Below are 15,014 nucleotides of genomic sequence, written 5' to 3'. Positions count from 1 at the left end.
GCAAAACGCTCCACGTGGCACGACGTGCCGTTTGGTGCAAAACGCTCCACGTGGTACGACGTACCGTTTGGTGCAAAACGCTCCACGTGGTACGACGTACCGTTTGGTGCAAAACGCTCCACGTGGCACGACGTGCCGTTTGGTGCAAAACGCTCCACGTGGTACGACGTACCGTTTGGTGCAAAACGCTCCACGTGGTACGACGTACCGTTTGGTGCAAAACGCTCCACGTGGCGATGACGTGTTCCTGCCCCATGCTGAAGTCGGCTGCAACGGCTCATCGTGACCCAGCCTTTCCCCGCCGGATGCCGGTCGTTCCAGCCTTCTGCCGAAGCTCCTGGCGCAGCTTGTCCAGCTTGGCCCGTGCGGACAGCGCGGTGTCTGAGTCATTGCGGTGCGGCTCGGACGCGGCAGCCTGTTGCGCCTCGGTGCATTCCCTGGCCGAACGGGCTTCCTGCTTTGCCGTGCGCTCGCGCTCGACCTCGCGCCGAGCCGCTACCTGATCGGCCATGGTCAGCACCAGCGTGCCCTTTTCGTGGTGTCGCACCAGGGCGTGCAGCCAGGCGGGCGGGTTATGGATCGCCTTGTTGCTGGCCAGATGGCCTTGCAACTCGTCCAGCAACTGCTGGCGGATGGTCTGCGGCGCCGTGGCCAGAACCTTGTTCACCCCAACGTGCCATTCCGCCTCCAGCCGATCCGGCATGACCAGCGGATCGGCCAGCGGCGCAGGCCGGGGTGCCGGGTGCAGTGCGTTTTCGTGGGCGAGTTCTGCGGGTGGCCCCGATGCCTCTTGCTGTTGGACAACGGATTCCTGCGGCACTGGTGCTGGCGCAGCGGTCTCTTCGCGGTTATCCGGGGAAGGCTCATCCCTCCGACCACGACCACATTCCGCGTCCTGCTGTACCGCCGAGTTGTCCACTGGGCGCGGCTGCCCAGGGTCGCGCGTAAGAGGAGTTGGAGGTTTATTGAATACCCTATTTATATGGTTTCGACAAAACGGCAATTTAGTTTCGACGTTTGGGCATTCAAGTTTCGACGTTTCGGCATTTGTCGATTCAAGTTTCGACAAAAGGGCAAACGATTGACACTCGGGTGTGTCCGAACGTGGAGCGGACGCGGATGGGACCGCGTTCTTTCCTGTGGAATTCTGTGCGCCTTGGCGGATCGACGGGATGGGCGCGCGGGGCGCGAACATGCTCATGACCTGGGAGACCGGCGCGCTGCTGGCCGCGCGGACCTCGGACTGCGTGTCGATCGCACCAGGCACTGGCCGTGCCACCATGGGACCGAACAGCGGGAGCTGCTTTGCCGCGGGCTTGCCGGGCGAGGCCAGCCAGCGCCGCAGCGGCTCGGCCATCATCTCCGGTGGTACTTGGCGAGCGGCAACGGCGATCGGTGCGATCGGCGTTGGCTTCGGCACGGACGGGACCGTGGCCGGAGCCGGTACGAGCTGCATCGCCTGCTGCGGCTTCCTGCCCCTGGAGGGCAGCAGCTTTTGCTCCTGGCCCTGCAGGCAGGCCATGATCGCGCCCAGGTTGAGCCGGACCGTGGTGGAGTATTCATGGACGAGACCGGCCCGCTTGAGCCGATCACGCGCATTGCGCTGTGTCTTGGGGCCAAGGCACAGGGCGATGCGGATGTCCTCTTGGGAGACGCGGAAGTAGCCGTCTCCCTGGGGGCCGCGGCACGATGCCCGGGCCACCAGCGCGCGGCGCTGCTGCTGCAGAAGATAGGACAGGTACAGGCCACCGGCCACGCTGCCCGTGAGATCGGACAGCGGCCGGTAGAAACTCACGCACTGGCCGAACCAGGGTGCGAGCGCCTCCCAGCCCAGCGGTGAGCCAGGCTTGGAAACGATCTGCTCCTGCGGCAGGTTGGCCCAGGTGGCAAGCTGCTGCAGGTTGACCTTGAAGTGCAGCCGTGCGGGCTTGCCCGCCAGATGCTCGGAGAGCAACTGCTCGCGCACCAGCAGTTCGCGCACCGTCGTCTGCTCGCGCGTGGTCAGGCCCGTGGCCTGCTGCCACTGCTTGGCGGTGAGGAAGAACCATCCACCGCGGTGCGCGCCGGTCTTGGCCAGGTGCCGTGTCCAATACAACGCGTGCCCCAGAAACACCGCCGCCTTGAAGTTGTCCAGCCGCTCGGCCAGGGCCGGGTGGAACTGGATGAACCCCTGGGCCGCGAGCAGGCGCAACGCCTCGTCCGGCGCTACAGAGCCGTGGAACGAGGGCTGCTCTGGGGCGGATTCGATCCGCCGAAGGCCTGTGATCACTTGGCGATCTGCCGCACTGTGGGGAGCGCTGGGAAGCCAGACTCCATTGCCGCATCCTGCGGCTGCAAGAAGTGGAGCATCTGCGCGAGCGGCTCGGCCTGCTCGATCAGGGCCCGGGCGATGGCATCCAGGTGCAGGGAGTAGACGATGGGCTTGCGCTGGCCGGACTGCTCCGAGACCAGGCCGGCTGCGATCAGCTGCCGGCGGCAGGTTTCCTGCTGTCCGCGGCTGATGCCGGTTTCCTGCTCGCATTCCTGGGCCGACATGGCGAACACGAAGTTGTCGCCCTGGAAGCTCTCCCGAGGCGCATGGACCATACGCGCCATGGCGCTGGACAGCCACAGCGCTGGCACCACGCCGCCTGCGATGTCCACGTAGGCCCGGTGAAACGAGATGGGTGCCTGCCCGAGCCAGTCGAGCAGGACCGCCTGGCCGAGCAGCGCACCGTGCAGATCGTTGGCCGCGGTCGGGCTGGGCGTCAGGCCCTGCATGGATGTCTGTTCCATGGATGAGGGGTCCGTGGGCGCGATCGCCATATCCACTGCCGCGCTGGTCGTCCGGCGCGCGCGCCGCTCATGCCGGTTGGAGAGGTGGGTGACTTTGTTCGCGCCCATGGGAGATGTCCTTTCAGAGAGAGCCGAAATTGCTGCTGGATGCACCGACCGATCCACCGACCGTGGCTACGTCCTCATCGAACTCGGTCACGGTGGCGTGCAGGGCCTGGATGCGCAGGTCCGGAAAGCGCTGGTGCAGCGCGTAGATGCGCTCGCGCAGCGTGGGGTGCTCGCCCGAGCGCTCCATCTCGTGCCAGACCCGGTGGATCTCGTCGCGCAGCCGCTCGCTGGGCATCGAGGGCCGGCCGCTGGGCACGCCATCGGGTACCAGCAGTTCCCGCAGATCGCGGAATTCATCGGCCGTCAACTTGAAGAACTGGCAGACCATCTGGCGCGAGGCGCCGTGGCGGATGAAGTATTCGCGCAGATGCGCGTCACGGCGCTGCCAGTCCAGGCGCTGCAGGCAGGCGGCGATCGCGCGCTGCGGCAGCGCGACGCGGATGTCCAGCTCGGTCTGCGCGATGTTGATCAGGTCGCGTGCGGGCCGGTGGCGCAGACTGTCCAGGAACTCGGGCGTGAAGCCTGCGGTCAACAAGGCATCGAAGCCGCCCTGGTCCATGTGCTCCACGAGGTGCTCCAGCAGCATGCGCTTGAGCATGGGGTTGGTGATGGCCAACATAGGTCAGCGGCTCCCGTTCGATTGAGGAGCACTGCGCCAGGCCATGCGCGCGACCTGTTCCAGGCGATCGGCCTCTTGCTTGGCGTCCACGGCAACCTGGTTCAGGCGCTCGAACCGTGAGTTGTCCCAGCTCTCGCACTGGAAGACACGATCAGCGGCGATGCGCCACCTTGCCAGGGCTTCCTGCCAAGCCGCATGCTCGGCGGGCACCGTGTGCGGCGCATCGATGAGAAAGAATTCGACCGCCATCAGAGCGTCCCTCCCGCGGTGACCGCATCCGGCATCGCACAAGCGATGCGATTCATGGCCGCGCCCCGGTTCAGGGCGCACTCCACGGCCTGCTCCAGCGTGGGGAACGATCCCCAATTCGTGGAGCGGTCCCACGCGCCGCCATCCAGGCACCGCACGTCGTAACGGGTGCCCGAGGGCCAGGCGTCGAGCCACTTCGCGCGGTTCTCGCGCCAGTGTTCCCGGCCCGCGGCGGCGTATTCGTCCGTTCGCTGGGCGTAGAACGCATCCATCGCTTCGATGGTCTCGGTGCGGATGAAAGGCAAGTACCACCACTTGCCGTGCGAGGGCGGACGCGCATCGTTGGGCGTGTCGTCGAACCCCTCGGGCATCCGGGGATCGATGGGGATGCCGTGGGCGAGGCCCTCGGCGATGAATTCGGTGCCGTCGCTGTGGACGAACGTGGCGGGCATGTGACCTCTCCTTTTGCTTCGATTTCTTGCAGTGCCGCGTTTTGTGGATCTGACCTGGCGTGTCAGGCCGGGTGCATCAAAAGAGCGGCTCCCACCCGGGCAGGAATCGCTCGGGGTGGTTGAGCCGGATGCGCTCCATCACGGCCATGAGCCGGGTGAGCGAGAAGCCCACGTCGGGCGCGGCCAGGACCTGGTAGAGGTCCGGCAGCGCGATGGCTGGCTGACCATCGAGGGACTGCACCTGCACGGTCGCCGCCTCCAGGCACGCTTCCTCGAAGCCCTGGGGACCGCGGGCCACGGCCTGCGTCCAGCGCGATGCGTTCACGTCGGTGATCGTTGCGGTGACGCGCCGGTCGTACTGGCCCGACAGGGCGGCAAGCACCTTCCAGAGCGCGGCGCGCAACACCACCTGCGCCTCGGGCAGGGCTTGGCCACTGGCATGGGCGATATCCTGCTCGGGCAGATCGGCCAGGTAGCCGAAGGGCATGCTTTGGGCGTGGCACAGGATGTCGTGCAACGGCACGACGTCGTTGAGATTGCTCAGGTGCTCCAGCACCAGGCCCTGCAGGTTGGCATTGGGGGATTCGGCCATCAGCAGGGACGAATCGGGAAGCGGTGCCGGCAGATCGGGGGCATACGCCGGCACGGGGGGCTTGGCGGCAGGTGCAGCCATGGGTGCCGGCGCACGGGCGGTAGTAACAGGCGCCAGCATGCCGGCCAGCGGCGGCTGGTGCGGGGTCGGCATCAGCGCCGGCGCGGCCGCAGGCGGTGCGACCTTGACCTGCCGAAGCGTCTCGGCCGAGATGCGGGCATCGCTCTCCAGGGCGGAGATCATCGCCGGGACTGCACGTGCGTCCAGCTTCAGCAATGCGGCCACCGTCTCATGCAGGTCTTGCACTAGCAACGGCACATCCAGCGTGGGCGGTGTCACCTTCTCCTCGCTGCCAGCTTGTTGCTGTTGCACGCTCTTTGCTGCAGCCTGCGCCGCCATCATGCTAGCGTGGCCGCGCAGCGTCTCCTGAATCGCTTGCTGCACGTCTACGCGCCGGCCGAGCCGGTCGCCGAGCTGATGCAACGCGCCCATCAACGGCCGAATCACCGTGTTGACTTCCGTGGCTCGAAGCCAAGGCCCGATCGGTGCCAGGAATTCGACTGCAAAAGCGAAGTTCTGCAGCACCTTCAGGCCGAACCCCAGGCCCATCGTCTTGAGTTCTGCATTCAGTTCACTCGCCGTCAACGGCTTGCCACGCTCCTTCTCCAACTCGGCCTTGAAGGTGTTCACGCCTTGCGCGTTCTCCCAGAACGAGATGTCGCCGCGCATCTTGTTCTCGGCCAGGTGCGCGGCGATCGTGCGGGCATGGCCTGCCCAGGCCTTGACGATGACGTGCAGCCGTGCGAAGCGCTGATCGCCGGCCTTGAACAATTCCTTGGCGATCATCAGGCGCGTGTTGCCGCCGCCGTAGGTCGTGTAGCGCTCCTGGCCCGGCCTGCGCGTTACCGTGATCGCATTGGTGATGCCATCGGCCTGGATGCTCGCCTTGATCTCGTCGTACAGCGGGTTGGGCTGCGTGCGCGGGTTGTGCTCGTAGGGCTCCACGTCGTCCACGGACAGCAGCGAGAACGACATGTCCATGTCGGACCTCGGGTCCAGGCCCTCGGTGGCGTTGCGCAAGGGCGGCAGCGCGAGCGCCGCCCTCGCCTGCTCGCGGTATTTCTCGTTCCTGTCCGGCTTGGCTGCTGCTTTGGCGGCGGTGGGGGCAGGTTTGGTTTCGGTGCTCATGGTGGCGTCCTGTGTTGTGGAGGGGCCGGCATCATGACCGCTCAGGCGCAGGCGTTCGGCCCGCTGTGCCGCCGTCAGCGTTTCGGGGGTGTGCGAAGGCATGGGGTTTCACCACCGTCCTTCTCACGCCGATGCCGTGCTGCCGGCGGGGCCGGCTTCCTCCTTGGGCTCCGGCTCGGCCGGAGACTCATGTGCTGGCCGGATGGCCTGCACGATCTCGCCCCGGTGGTTCGGGGCGTACTTGTTGACGAGTGAGGGGATCAATTCCCACAGCAGCGCGTGCATCACGTCGCCCGCCTTGATGGGGTCGATCCAGTGCACGGGCACTTGTGCCGTCGCCGCTTTCTTGTAGGCGACCGTGCTGGGCACGGTGGTGGAGAGGACGGACACCCGCCCGCGCATCTCCAGGAACTGGTTTCGGATGAGGCCCGACATGGCGTCCGAATCCACGGTGCGCTCCACGCGGTTGATGATGGCCTTCATGGCCGGAACGGTGAACCCCATGTTCACCGAAGACTCCAGGCGCTCCATCAGTTTGAGCGTGCCGTCCACGAACTCGCGCGCTGACACGATGTCGGGCGAGGCGGGGGCGATCAGGATGTCGGCCGCGTTGACGGCAGCATCCTGCAGATGGCCCACCGCGCCTTGCGTGTCGATGATCACCACGTCATAGTCGCGCTGCACGTCGGCGCTGGCGAGTGACATGCGGATGCGCACGAGGCGATCCAGGCGGTTGGACAGCCAGTCCTGCAGCCGTCCGTCACGTGTATCGGAGGCGACCAGGTGCATGAAACCACCCTGCACATTCAAGCGAGAATGGTCTCCCGGAAAATCCTCCGGAGGCAATTCGATATGGCTCACGCAGTCGGCGGACAAAATGCCGCCCATTACCATGCTGGTCAGGCCGTTATCGGCCACATGGGACAACTTGAAATACCGGGTGAGCGATGGCTGAACGTCCGCATCGACCAGAAGGACGCGGTAGCCGAGATCGGCGAGCAGCCCTCCCAGGTTGGCTGAGAGGGTGGTTTTGCCTACGCCGCCCTTGGTGGCGACGACGGTGAGTGTGAGCATGGAATCCTCGCTGAATCAGGTTATGTACCTGATTCAGCGGATGAATCCGAAAAATCAATTAAATCTCAATTAATAATCATTACAGATTATTAATCGCCCTCAAAAGAGGTGCTTGAGAATATACATCGTGTCTAGTCGTAATGACCATGCTTTTTGCCGCTTTGACGTTACTCCGGATGACGCCAAATGCACGCATCAGCAACCGCATGGCATCCCCGACATGAAGCAAATCGCACCCCGCGCACTGCCCGCCCTGTCCCAGCTTTTGCCCGTTCTGGGCGACCCCACGCCGGCCGAGGTGGCCGCCTATCTGAACGTGTCAGAGCGCACCGTTTACCACTGGCGCTCCCAGGACCGGGCGCCACGGGCCGCGCTGCTGGCGCTTTTTTGGGAATCGAGTTACGGCCTGTCCGCGCGTTTTTGCCGCGTGGCGGCGTGCGTTTTTTCCGTGCCATGGTGCTTCCTTTCAGTGGGTTCCGGGCTCGCCCCATGCCGCCCGGATGTAGGACCGGCCCGCAGGCCAGTTGGACATGATCAGCGCGGCCAGCAAGGCCCCGCAGATCAGGATGATGGTTTCCCGGCCGACCTCAGCCGGCGACGGGACGAATGCCGGCAGCTTCATGGCAGCAGCCTTTCCAGCATCAGTTCGATCTGCGCCTCCATGCGGTTGATTCGCCCTTCTGTGCGGATGATGTGCGCAGCCATGGGGATCAACAGCAGGTTGAGCCACTGCAGCGCGTCACTTGGGTGCATCGCCCTTGTCCTTGAGCACGATGCCGGCCAAGCCGGTGATTCCCACCGCCACCTGGGCGGCCAGATCGATCGTTCCGGGCGGCAGGCCGAAGACCACGCCCAGAGCGGAGATTGCGGCCCAGGTGGAGGGCTCGCGCAGACGGTTCAAAAAGTACTTCATGGTTCCCTCATCAGCCCCAGACGCCCGCGCCCGAGTAGTCGGGCACGATGGTTTCAGGCGGCGTGTACGCGCTGGGGTTGTTGTAACGCCCGCCGCCCGTGCTCCACCCAGGCGTGCCCGTGTAGTAGCTGCTATTGATGTCATCCATTTCCGGATTCAGGATGCGATGAATGAACGTGCCCAGCGTGTCCTGCTCATAGCCCGGAACCGACTGCACAACGCGGTTTGCCGTCTGATATGCCACGTTGTTCGGGCTCCAGGGATTGACGGCCTGCGCCACCGTGTCCCACGCCTGCCCCGCCACCGCGCCGGCCGCCGTGGTGGCGCGCCGCACGGCCCACACGGCCAGGGCAGCACCGCCCACGATCAGCGCGACCTTGACGAGCAGATCACCGGACACGGGCGCGATCCTCATTGCTGGAGCTTCCAGGCATGGAACTCACTGGGCGTCATCTGGTGCGTGCTGCCGTCGCCGTAGGTCATCAGGCCCGATCCGTTGACCGTCACCTTGAAGCCTGCGGCCGGCGTGTACGACTGGCCGCCCCAGGCCGCGCCATCCAGGGCCGGGGCCGCGGGCGGTGCGATCTGGATCACGGCCGGCGCGGGCGATGGCGCGGGCGCGGGCGCGGTGGAGTGATCCACCACGGTCGGCGCCTTCGTGTTGTTGCTGCTGGGCCGCGGCGACATGAGGCCCGCGAGCGCGCTGGTCCACGACGCCGGCACGCCGGCACTGCCGGTGCCAGACCCCGCCGCACCTGCAGCTGGCACAGTCGCCGCCTGGCTGCGCATGCGCAGAAGGACCAGCACCGCGCCGGCCGCTGCGATCACCATCATGGTTTTTCGATCCATGGCGCTCAACCGAAGTAGGCCCAGGGGTCACCGTAGGGCGTGTTGGCCGCAATGCCATCGTCGCGCGCACTCGGCGCCACGTAGGCGCTGGGGTTGTTGTACTGCGGCCCACTGGGGCCTTCGGGCGTCACGTCCCAGGGCGTTTGCGACCGGCCGTCATAGGTGCCCAGCAGCGGTATCGAGCCGCCCGAATTCCCGCCGCTCAGGCCGCTGAAAATCTTGCCGATGGTGGACACGCCCGTGTTGATCAGGTTGAGCCGCGCGGCGTTGTTGGCGGCATTGGCCGCCTGCTGGTTGGCGTACACGGGTTGCGCGACGGCGCGCCGCGACATGAAGTAGTAGGCCCCTATGCCGATGACGGCCAGGAGCAGGAGATTGGAACCGGGGTTTGGTGCTGCAGCGCTCATGCCGTGGTGACCTCAGAAATCCCGCCCGCCCGGGCGTATGCGTTGAGCAGCACCGACAGGCGCCGCTCCGGTTGTCCATATCCCGCGCCCGGCAAGCTGGCCCACACCTTCGCCACCTTGTTGATAGCCTTGACCGTGCGGCCCGCCTGCACATCGGCCAGGGCGCCGCGCTCGCGGATCAACTCCAGCGCGCCCGCGTCCTGGCTGGCCGGGCCGAAGTCCTGCAGCCCCATCTTGGCCGCGAGGCCGTCCCAGGTGCGCGCGAGAAATTGGTACCGACCGGCCGCGCTGCTGGTGGTGTTGCCGAAGGCGACATACACGCGCGGATGCCTCTCGTAGCCTTCGAACTCGGCCCCGCCAAACAGGATGTTGTAGCCATCGTCGCCGCGCCCGGCCGTGCCCTCGGCGAACGCGATCATGTCGAGGAAGGCCTTTTGGTTGCGGGATGCAACGTCCGGCGTCACAGCGGCCGGCGCGTAGGTGGAAGGGGTCAGACTCACAATCACATCCTCAAAAATGGTAGTGCCTTGGTCGGGCTCGACGGGCTCGCCGGCCGCATCACCGGCCCACCCGTCCGGCAGAAAGATGGTGCCGCCACCGCTTGCGGCCGGCGCGCGCCGCTGGGCCAGCCACACGGCCCCGCAGACCACCAGCACGACCGCGATCACGTCCCGGATCATTCATAAATCTCGACATAGAACGCCGAGTCCGCGCCACCACCACCACCGCCGCCGCTGCTTGGGAACACCTTGCAGCTGCCCGTGCCATTGGTCACCACGGTGGCGATGATCGCGCTCGACGCGGACGAAACCACCACGACCCGGCCCACATATTCGGCCGTCGACATTGCGGCCGAGAAATTGACCTGATAGGCCCCGAGGCCCGCGCGGCTGGACGACGCCACGTTGAACCCACGCACCAGCGCGCCCGCGCTGGTCACATAGGCCCAGGCCTTTAGCGTCATGTTCGGGACGCCGCCGCCAGTCCCTGCAGTCACTGGCATGCGTCAGCCCTCCACCGTCACAACGTTGGACTGGCTCGCCACGTCGCCAATCGCAAAGATGGCCTGTGCCGTGCACGTGCCGACCAATTCAAACGAGCCGCCTGGCACGATGCGCACGCCGGCCGCGACCGTGGCCGCAACACCGAAGGCCAGATACACCGCTGCGGCAGCATCTCGGTTTTGCACCAGCAGGTATTTGCGCCCGGCCTTGGCCGCGAGCAACTGAGTGCTGGCGTTGGTGACGGTCTTTTGCTGGTTGTCCAGCGCGGCCAGTGGCTGGACCGTGGACGTGACCGCGATATTTCCACTCGAAACCGAGACCGAGCCCGTCCCCACGTTGACCGTGCCGCTCATGCCGTCGATGAATTTCTCGTCGCCGATGAAGAGCTTCACCGTGTTACTGCCCCCGGACACGTCCGTGAAATACAGCCGCTGAAACGGGCTGCCCTCCAGGCCCTGGCCCGCAATCAGCCCGCTCAACTCGCCCCAATCGGCTTTGACGTTGAGCGCCCCCGTGGAGGCCAGGATTTTGAAATAGTCGCCCGCGACCATGAGCAGGTACGGGCCATTCGCCGGCACCACGAAGTCGTAAATCTTGGATGGCTTGACCGTCATTTGCGCACCGCCATGAAGGCAACGATTGCCATGGCGGCGATGGCGGCCATGATCATTTTGTCAGTGAGAGCGCCCCGCCCCTTCGCGTCCGCGTAGGCGTCCTTCACCAGATTGTTTGTGGCGCCGATCATCGAAAATCCGTCGCTCAGCAGACCCCCGCCCAGCGTCAGCACCGACTTGACCGCATCGCTGTTGGAGGCGAGCGCATCCGCATACAGGTTGGCGTTGATCGTCGCGTAGCGGTTGGCGTTGTCGCTGGCAAATCCCAGCGCATCGGCGTTTGCATCGGCCATGGCGCGGATGCCGTATTTGCCGAAGTCCAGGCTGTTTGCCAGGGCATCGTTGACGGTATCGAGCGCACCGCCCGCCAAGCCGTAGGCGCGGCCCTGCGAGTCGCTGGCGAAGCCCAGGGCATCCGACCCGAAATCGAGCGCATCGCGGCCGAAGTCAAAGGCATCACGCGAGGTATCCCGGCCGTAGTCGAACGCCCGATTCACCACGTCCTGGTCCAGCGAATTGACGTTGTAGTTGACGGTCGATCCGCCCTCGGCCGACACGCCGTTTTCGCCGATCACTCGGCGGTTGTCTTGCTGCCACGTGTTGGCGGCGCTGCTGCTGCGGCTACTGGACATGACCCACCCTTTTTTGCATCACCACGCCCGTGCGCTCCCACCCGGTGCGCGCACAGACCTTTTCCACATGGGCCGACACGGTGCACATGGCGAGCGCCTGGCACCCCAGGGACCGCGCCACCTGCACGGCGGCGGCGTCAATCGCCGCGCCCTGCAGCCGCTCGCCATCACTCACCAGCCCGACCACATCCAGGCGCAGGCCGCCCGCCAGCGGCACAGGCCGCACGGCCAGCAGCGCATGGCTGCGCCCTTGGCTGAATTCGTAGAGCAGCGCGCCCTGCAGCACGTCGCGCGCCCCCTCCAGGGGCCAGGGACTCGCCAGCACGGATGGCATCAACGCCTCGACGTGCGAGGCGTCCCAGGCACGCCGGATCACTTGCGCATCAGCAGCCATGTGGCCCCCACCGCAGCGGCCACCAGCAGCCAGTTCATGCCGCCCGTGGCGGCCTGCAACGCCGTGCCGGACCCGCCCAGGTTGACCACCCAATCCCCCCGGCCAGACGCCGAGTAGTTGGTGCCACTGTTGTCCAGCCCGGCCGTAGCCGAGGAACTCATTTGCAGAGGAGGCAACGAAAAGGGCAGCGCCATCACCGCTTCCAGAACAGGACCGCAGCGGCGCCAAGTCCCAGCATCACCAGCATGGGCGACACGTACAGCCCGCCGCCCGGCGTGGTGCTGATGGGCGCGCCCTCAACGGCCACGCCATAGGGGCCCACCGACTGGTATCGATAGGGCGTGTTCCAGCTGGTCCCATCGGCGCCGGCATACGTCTGGTCGTAGCCCATCAGCACGCCCGTGAGCCCGCCGACGAACATGCGGATGGGGCGCAGCGCATCCTGCTGCGCCTCCAGGGTCGTGACTTCGCCGGCCATGTTCAGTACGCCGAGTAGGGCAGCAGTTCTTCGGTCTCGATCACGATGGTTTCACCGGCCGAGAACGTGGCGTAGTACTGCGCCGAGCGCACGCCGGCCGCGGGGCGCGTGTCCCAGGTGCGGCCCGACAATTGGCCATCCTGCACCGGATCGAACACGATCAGGTTGGCCTGCGGCACGCGGAAATTGTCCTTCTGTGCGGCTTCGTTCTGGAGCTTGGTCAACTCATGCTCCGTGACGCCTTCGCGCACGGTTTTGAGCGCGGTCATGTTGGACGAGTAGAAGTAGATGCGCCGGTAGTTGGAGCCGCCGCCCGCGGGGTCCACGTGGGGAATCGGCAGCGCGAACATGCCGGCCGCGCCCACCACGTAGGACGCACGATGACGGCGCGCGATCAGGCCGCGAATGCCCTGCTCGGCCGGGTCGTTGGTGGGCGGCGACACGTCGCAGAAGCCCACCAGCGTGGGCGAGGTAGCGCCGGCAATGGTGACCTCCAGGCGCAGCGTGGTGATGCCCGAGCCGACCGACAGATCGATCGCGCCGGCCTGCCGCGCGTTGGCGGAAATGGCCTTGCGGTCCATGAAATCGATCTTGAGCACCGTTGCATCGGCCGTGGCGCCCAGGTACAGATTCGAGGCGTCCAGCTTCGCGCCGTCCGTCTCGAAAATGACCTTGCCATTGGCCTTCAATTCGATCTTCGAAATCATCGACTTCGTGAACGTGCCGCCGAGCGTGAGGGTGATTTTTTCGAGCACCGTGCCCAGGAACTTGTTCATGTCGCCGATGGCGACACCGCTTGCGACCACGTTTTGAAACGGGTCCATGACCATTTGCTTGTTCATGCCGGGGCCCCCTGCTTACAGCGCGTCGCTGACGTAGGGCAGTTGCTTGCCGACGATGACGCCGGCCACGCCCAGGGCCATGGCCTTGGCGGCCGGGTGCGGCACGAATTTATAGGCGGCGAAGCAGGCAGCGAGGGCCACCGCGAGCTTGGTCATTTGCGAGGAAGTCATGGTAGCCATGCTGATATTTCCGTGAAAAGAAAATGGGGTTGATCGAGACAGGCCCGATCACACCCCAGCACGCACCATTCGCAAAATTGAGCGCCTCAGGCGCAGCGCCTAAGGCTTCGGTTTTGCGGCCTTCGCCGCGTTGCGAAAAGACAGCACACCGCGTGTCATTTCGATGCTGTCGGCCCGCTTTTCGATCCAGTGCAGGTCCGGCAGCGCGGCCAGTTCCTGCGGATTGATGCCCCACGATCCGGCGATCTTTTTCGCGTCCCCGTGGTCCCCCAGGCGCCCGCAATGCACCACGTCGCAATTGGCGATGAAGGTCTTGTCGCACTCGGCCGGCCGCTGCCCCGCGCCGATGATCGCCACCTTCTTGACCTTTCCTCCGTGTGCATACTCACGCCCCACGTTTACCAACCGGCGCCACGCGGGCGGGGCCTTGTTCGCCTTGGTCACCTCGGGCAACTCATCCACGAAAACCAGCACGTCGCCGGCCACCCACGCCGCCTGGCAGAACAACTCAAATTGAGCGTGCACGTCGCGCGTGTGGTCCACCAGAAACCGCAGGGAAAACCGCTTCGCGTGCAGCGCTTCGATGAATCCCGGCAAGCTGGAATGCGGCTCACCCAGGCCCACCAGCGATGGATCGTGCTTGAAGTCCCACACCATCAGCCGGGCCGGTTTCTGGCGCGCGATTTCCTGCTTTACCCATGCCGTTTTGCCCGTGCCGCGCGCACCGAACGCGGCCATGGTCAGGGCCTTACCCGACATTCGCGTCCGGCGAGGGCGCCGGTTCTGGCTTGCGCTCGCGCGCATCCAGTTCCGCGCCGGCCGCTTTCATCAACTTCACGCCGACCGTGATCGACAGCATGACGGCGGCCACTTCGGCTGCGTAGTCGCCCAGGATCGCGGAAATGTCCCATCCGCGTTTGTCGGCCACCGCGCCCCACACGTCGCCCAGCTGCTGGAGGGTCGGGTCATCCAGCACCATGCGCGGCGACTGCAGACCCAGGACCGCGCAACTCACCTCGCGGCCCAAATGGAACGCGCCGGCCAGGATTTTCGCGTTCGTCTGCACGGGCGCCGCGGGCGCCCCGCCCTGCCCTTCGGCGGCCTGTTCCTGCGCGGTTTCCAGGCCTGCAGCCTGCCCGGCCAGCGCGCTCAATTCATCGGTTTTTTCAGCCATCAGAGATTCCCCAGCGCGAACGGTACCGGCGCGCGTTTGATTGGTTTCGGTTTCGGGTCCGCAGCTGGCGCGGGGGCCGGCGCGGGCGGTTCATCAGGCTCTGGCGAGCCCTGTTCGTCCAGCGTGGTCTGCGCGAGCATGTCGCGATGCGCCTTGGTGCCCAGGGGCGCCCAGCGCTCCGTGCCGCACTTGTGGCAGCGCGCGGAGAGCCTGCCGCCCGCCGTGCGATGCACCGCCGCATCGGCGCACGCGCATGCCGGGTTGCAGCACTTGATTTCGCCGATGCGGGCCATGGCTTACAGCGCCCGCAGGTCAGCGATGGGGACCAGCACCACGGCAAAGTCCTGATCGAATTTCACGGCCACTTCCTCCGGATGATCCGGATGCGTGGCAAACACCACCCCCGCCTGGCCTAACCGGGGGTTCGCTTCATTCTTCACCTGCACTGCAGTCCAAACACCAAACATGAC

General features: G+C 65.7%; 27 protein-coding genes. 1 reads left to right on the top strand and 26 read right to left on the bottom strand.

From position 1 onward, the window contains the following. Positions 1-240 (top strand): hypothetical protein (locus AVAK2825_RS19840; protein WP_284402114.1); only part of this gene is annotated, 240 nt, incomplete at its 5' end. A gap of 37 nt (positions 241-277) precedes the next feature. Here the strand turns inward: AVAK2825_RS19840 and AVAK2825_RS19835 are convergent. The 26 genes from AVAK2825_RS19835 to AVAK2825_RS19710 form a co-directional block, all read right to left on the bottom strand. Next, the gene (locus AVAK2825_RS19835; RefSeq protein WP_284402112.1) at positions 278-2,191 is read right to left on the bottom strand and encodes a hypothetical protein; all 1,914 of its coding nucleotides are present in this window, start codon (positions 2,189-2,191) and stop codon (positions 278-280) included. Between the two features lie 74 nt (positions 2,192-2,265). Then, a complete protein-coding gene (locus AVAK2825_RS19830) occupies positions 2,266-2,775 on the bottom strand; it encodes a hypothetical protein (protein ID WP_284402109.1) in 510 nt (169 codons plus the stop codon). Between the two features lie 121 nt (positions 2,776-2,896). Next, entirely contained in the window at positions 2,897-3,502 is a 606-nt protein-coding gene (locus AVAK2825_RS19825) for an STY4526/YPO1902 family pathogenicity island replication protein (protein WP_284402107.1), read from the bottom strand. A gap of 3 nt (positions 3,503-3,505) precedes the next feature. Then, positions 3,506-3,751 carry a hypothetical protein gene (locus tag AVAK2825_RS19820; RefSeq protein WP_284402102.1) on the bottom strand — a complete coding sequence of 82 codons (246 nt, stop codon included), beginning with the start codon at positions 3,749-3,751 and terminating at the stop codon, positions 3,506-3,508. Then, positions 3,751-4,203 carry a hypothetical protein gene (locus tag AVAK2825_RS19815; protein WP_284402100.1) on the bottom strand — a complete coding sequence of 151 codons (453 nt, stop codon included), beginning with the start codon at positions 4,201-4,203 and terminating at the stop codon, positions 3,751-3,753. Before AVAK2825_RS19815 ends, AVAK2825_RS19820 begins: the two co-directional genes overlap by 1 nt. Positions 4,204-4,279: 76 nt before the next feature. Then, entirely contained in the window at positions 4,280-5,983 is a 1,704-nt protein-coding gene (locus AVAK2825_RS19810; RefSeq protein ID WP_284402097.1) for a ParB family protein, read from the bottom strand. 123 nt (positions 5,984-6,106) lie between these two features. Continuing rightward, positions 6,107-7,057 (bottom strand): ParA family protein, encoded by a 951-nt coding sequence (locus tag AVAK2825_RS19805; protein ID WP_284402096.1) that lies wholly within the window; start codon positions 7,055-7,057, stop codon positions 6,107-6,109. Positions 7,058-7,523: 466 nt separating this feature from the next. Further along, the gene (locus AVAK2825_RS19800; RefSeq protein ID WP_284402093.1) at positions 7,524-7,679 is read right to left on the bottom strand and encodes a hypothetical protein; all 156 of its coding nucleotides are present in this window, start codon (positions 7,677-7,679) and stop codon (positions 7,524-7,526) included. Continuing rightward, the gene (locus AVAK2825_RS19795; RefSeq protein WP_272563883.1) at positions 7,676-7,810 is read right to left on the bottom strand and encodes a hypothetical protein; all 135 of its coding nucleotides are present in this window, start codon (positions 7,808-7,810) and stop codon (positions 7,676-7,678) included. The genes AVAK2825_RS19800 and AVAK2825_RS19795 overlap by 4 nt, the downstream gene beginning before the upstream one ends. Next, a complete protein-coding gene (locus AVAK2825_RS19790; RefSeq protein WP_272563884.1) occupies positions 7,797-7,970 on the bottom strand; it encodes a hypothetical protein in 174 nt (57 codons plus the stop codon). The genes AVAK2825_RS19795 and AVAK2825_RS19790 overlap by 14 nt, the downstream gene beginning before the upstream one ends. 10 nt (positions 7,971-7,980) lie before the next feature. Then, positions 7,981-8,385, bottom strand: coding sequence for a hypothetical protein (locus tag AVAK2825_RS19785; RefSeq protein WP_284402090.1), 405 nt, complete (start codon positions 8,383-8,385; stop codon positions 7,981-7,983). Beyond that, positions 8,382-8,819 (bottom strand): hypothetical protein, encoded by a 438-nt coding sequence (locus tag AVAK2825_RS19780; protein WP_284402087.1) that lies wholly within the window; start codon positions 8,817-8,819, stop codon positions 8,382-8,384. The genes AVAK2825_RS19785 and AVAK2825_RS19780 overlap by 4 nt, the downstream gene beginning before the upstream one ends. Positions 8,820-8,824: 5 nt before the next feature. Further along, the gene (locus AVAK2825_RS19775) at positions 8,825-9,226 is read right to left on the bottom strand and encodes a hypothetical protein (RefSeq protein ID WP_284402085.1); all 402 of its coding nucleotides are present in this window, start codon (positions 9,224-9,226) and stop codon (positions 8,825-8,827) included. Next, positions 9,223-9,906 (bottom strand): glycoside hydrolase family 24 protein, encoded by a 684-nt coding sequence (locus AVAK2825_RS24825; RefSeq protein WP_349817184.1) that lies wholly within the window; start codon positions 9,904-9,906, stop codon positions 9,223-9,225. Before AVAK2825_RS24825 ends, AVAK2825_RS19775 begins: the two co-directional genes overlap by 4 nt. Then, positions 9,903-10,229: a hypothetical protein gene (locus AVAK2825_RS19765; protein ID WP_284402083.1), complete on the bottom strand. Its 327-nt coding sequence runs from the start codon at positions 10,227-10,229 to the stop codon at positions 9,903-9,905. Before AVAK2825_RS19765 ends, AVAK2825_RS24825 begins: the two co-directional genes overlap by 4 nt. Positions 10,230-10,232: 3 nt before the next feature. Next, entirely contained in the window at positions 10,233-10,844 is a 612-nt protein-coding gene (locus AVAK2825_RS19760) for a hypothetical protein (protein ID WP_284402081.1), read from the bottom strand. Next, the gene (locus AVAK2825_RS19755; RefSeq protein WP_284402078.1) at positions 10,841-11,476 is read right to left on the bottom strand and encodes a hypothetical protein; all 636 of its coding nucleotides are present in this window, start codon (positions 11,474-11,476) and stop codon (positions 10,841-10,843) included. Before AVAK2825_RS19755 ends, AVAK2825_RS19760 begins: the two co-directional genes overlap by 4 nt. After that, complete coding sequence (locus AVAK2825_RS19750) at positions 11,466-11,870, bottom strand: hypothetical protein (protein WP_284402072.1); 405 nt, start codon at positions 11,868-11,870, stop codon at positions 11,466-11,468. The genes AVAK2825_RS19755 and AVAK2825_RS19750 overlap by 11 nt, the downstream gene beginning before the upstream one ends. Beyond that, a complete protein-coding gene (locus AVAK2825_RS19745; protein ID WP_284402069.1) occupies positions 11,849-12,031 on the bottom strand; it encodes a hypothetical protein in 183 nt (60 codons plus the stop codon). Before AVAK2825_RS19745 ends, AVAK2825_RS19750 begins: the two co-directional genes overlap by 22 nt. A 32-nt stretch (positions 12,032-12,063) precedes the next feature. After that, positions 12,064-12,348: a hypothetical protein gene (locus AVAK2825_RS19740; RefSeq protein ID WP_284402066.1), complete on the bottom strand. Its 285-nt coding sequence runs from the start codon at positions 12,346-12,348 to the stop codon at positions 12,064-12,066. Between the two features lie 2 nt (positions 12,349-12,350). After that, positions 12,351-13,172: a major capsid protein P2 gene (locus AVAK2825_RS19735; RefSeq protein WP_284402063.1), complete on the bottom strand. Its 822-nt coding sequence runs from the start codon at positions 13,170-13,172 to the stop codon at positions 12,351-12,353. Positions 13,173-13,205: 33 nt separating this feature from the next. Next, complete coding sequence (locus AVAK2825_RS19730; protein ID WP_272563895.1) at positions 13,206-13,361, bottom strand: hypothetical protein; 156 nt, start codon at positions 13,359-13,361, stop codon at positions 13,206-13,208. 108 nt (positions 13,362-13,469) lie between these two features. Further along, positions 13,470-14,108, bottom strand: a complete 639-nt coding sequence (locus AVAK2825_RS19725; RefSeq protein ID WP_284402054.1) for an ATP-binding protein — start codon at positions 14,106-14,108, stop codon at positions 13,470-13,472. Between the two features lie 10 nt (positions 14,109-14,118). Continuing rightward, positions 14,119-14,544, bottom strand: coding sequence for a hypothetical protein (locus tag AVAK2825_RS19720; RefSeq protein ID WP_284402052.1), 426 nt, complete (start codon positions 14,542-14,544; stop codon positions 14,119-14,121). Further along, positions 14,544-14,837: a hypothetical protein gene (locus AVAK2825_RS19715; RefSeq protein ID WP_284402051.1), complete on the bottom strand. Its 294-nt coding sequence runs from the start codon at positions 14,835-14,837 to the stop codon at positions 14,544-14,546. Before AVAK2825_RS19715 ends, AVAK2825_RS19720 begins: the two co-directional genes overlap by 1 nt. Positions 14,838-14,840: 3 nt before the next feature. After that, positions 14,841-15,011, bottom strand: coding sequence for a hypothetical protein (locus AVAK2825_RS19710; protein ID WP_284402049.1), 171 nt, complete (start codon positions 15,009-15,011; stop codon positions 14,841-14,843). Positions 15,012-15,014 lie beyond the last annotated feature (3 nt).

Source organism: Acidovorax sp. SUPP2825, assembly GCF_030158995.1.
Lineage (GTDB): Bacteria > Pseudomonadota > Gammaproteobacteria > Burkholderiales > Burkholderiaceae_C > Paracidovorax.
Note: the sequence above shows the minus strand (reverse complement) of the source record. Positions and strands in the feature narration are given on the sequence as shown.

Excerpts from the sequence above, each read along its gene's own strand:
- AVAK2825_RS19805 (WP_284402096.1), bottom strand. The coding sequence starts at position 7,057 with ATGCTCACACTCACCGTCGTCGCCACCAAGGGCGGCGTAGGCAAAACC.
- AVAK2825_RS19725 (WP_284402054.1), bottom strand. The coding sequence starts at position 14,108 with ATGGCCGCGTTCGGTGCGCGCGGCACGGGCAAAACGGCATGGGTAAAG.
- AVAK2825_RS19785 (WP_284402090.1), bottom strand. The coding sequence starts at position 8,385 with ATGAGGATCGCGCCCGTGTCCGGTGATCTGCTCGTCAAGGTCGCGCTG.
- AVAK2825_RS24825 (WP_349817184.1), bottom strand. The coding sequence starts at position 9,906 with ATGATCCGGGACGTGATCGCGGTCGTGCTGGTGGTCTGCGGGGCCGTG.
- AVAK2825_RS19780 (WP_284402087.1), bottom strand. The coding sequence starts at position 8,819 with ATGGATCGAAAAACCATGATGGTGATCGCAGCGGCCGGCGCGGTGCTG.
- AVAK2825_RS19830 (WP_284402109.1), bottom strand. The coding sequence starts at position 2,775 with ATGGAACAGACATCCATGCAGGGCCTGACGCCCAGCCCGACCGCGGCC.
- AVAK2825_RS19755 (WP_284402078.1), bottom strand. The coding sequence starts at position 11,476 with ATGTCCAGTAGCCGCAGCAGCAGCGCCGCCAACACGTGGCAGCAAGAC.
- AVAK2825_RS19815 (WP_284402100.1), bottom strand. The coding sequence starts at position 4,203 with ATGCCCGCCACGTTCGTCCACAGCGACGGCACCGAATTCATCGCCGAG.
- AVAK2825_RS19715 (WP_284402051.1), bottom strand. The coding sequence starts at position 14,837 with ATGGCCCGCATCGGCGAAATCAAGTGCTGCAACCCGGCATGCGCGTGC.
- AVAK2825_RS19800 (WP_284402093.1), bottom strand. The coding sequence starts at position 7,679 with ATGAAGCTGCCGGCATTCGTCCCGTCGCCGGCTGAGGTCGGCCGGGAA.
- AVAK2825_RS19710 (WP_284402049.1), bottom strand. The coding sequence starts at position 15,011 with ATGTTTGGTGTTTGGACTGCAGTGCAGGTGAAGAATGAAGCGAACCCC.
- AVAK2825_RS19720 (WP_284402052.1), bottom strand. The coding sequence starts at position 14,544 with ATGGCTGAAAAAACCGATGAATTGAGCGCGCTGGCCGGGCAGGCTGCA.
- AVAK2825_RS19740 (WP_284402066.1), bottom strand. The coding sequence starts at position 12,348 with ATGGCCGGCGAAGTCACGACCCTGGAGGCGCAGCAGGATGCGCTGCGC.
- AVAK2825_RS19825 (WP_284402107.1), bottom strand. The coding sequence starts at position 3,502 with ATGTTGGCCATCACCAACCCCATGCTCAAGCGCATGCTGCTGGAGCAC.
- AVAK2825_RS19730 (WP_272563895.1), bottom strand. The coding sequence starts at position 13,361 with ATGACTTCCTCGCAAATGACCAAGCTCGCGGTGGCCCTCGCTGCCTGC.
- AVAK2825_RS19765 (WP_284402083.1), bottom strand. The coding sequence starts at position 10,229 with ATGCCAGTGACTGCAGGGACTGGCGGCGGCGTCCCGAACATGACGCTA.
- AVAK2825_RS19735 (WP_284402063.1), bottom strand. The coding sequence starts at position 13,172 with ATGGACCCGTTTCAAAACGTGGTCGCAAGCGGTGTCGCCATCGGCGAC.
- AVAK2825_RS19775 (WP_284402085.1), bottom strand. The coding sequence starts at position 9,226 with ATGAGCGCTGCAGCACCAAACCCCGGTTCCAATCTCCTGCTCCTGGCC.
- AVAK2825_RS19820 (WP_284402102.1), bottom strand. The coding sequence starts at position 3,751 with ATGGCGGTCGAATTCTTTCTCATCGATGCGCCGCACACGGTGCCCGCC.
- AVAK2825_RS19760 (WP_284402081.1), bottom strand. The coding sequence starts at position 10,844 with ATGACGGTCAAGCCATCCAAGATTTACGACTTCGTGGTGCCGGCGAAT.
- AVAK2825_RS19750 (WP_284402072.1), bottom strand. The coding sequence starts at position 11,870 with ATGGCTGCTGATGCGCAAGTGATCCGGCGTGCCTGGGACGCCTCGCAC.
- AVAK2825_RS19810 (WP_284402097.1), bottom strand. The coding sequence starts at position 5,983 with ATGAGCACCGAAACCAAACCTGCCCCCACCGCCGCCAAAGCAGCAGCC.
- AVAK2825_RS19795 (WP_272563883.1), bottom strand. The coding sequence starts at position 7,810 with ATGCACCCAAGTGACGCGCTGCAGTGGCTCAACCTGCTGTTGATCCCC.
- AVAK2825_RS19790 (WP_272563884.1), bottom strand. The coding sequence starts at position 7,970 with ATGAAGTACTTTTTGAACCGTCTGCGCGAGCCCTCCACCTGGGCCGCA.
- AVAK2825_RS19745 (WP_284402069.1), bottom strand. The coding sequence starts at position 12,031 with ATGAGTTCCTCGGCTACGGCCGGGCTGGACAACAGTGGCACCAACTAC.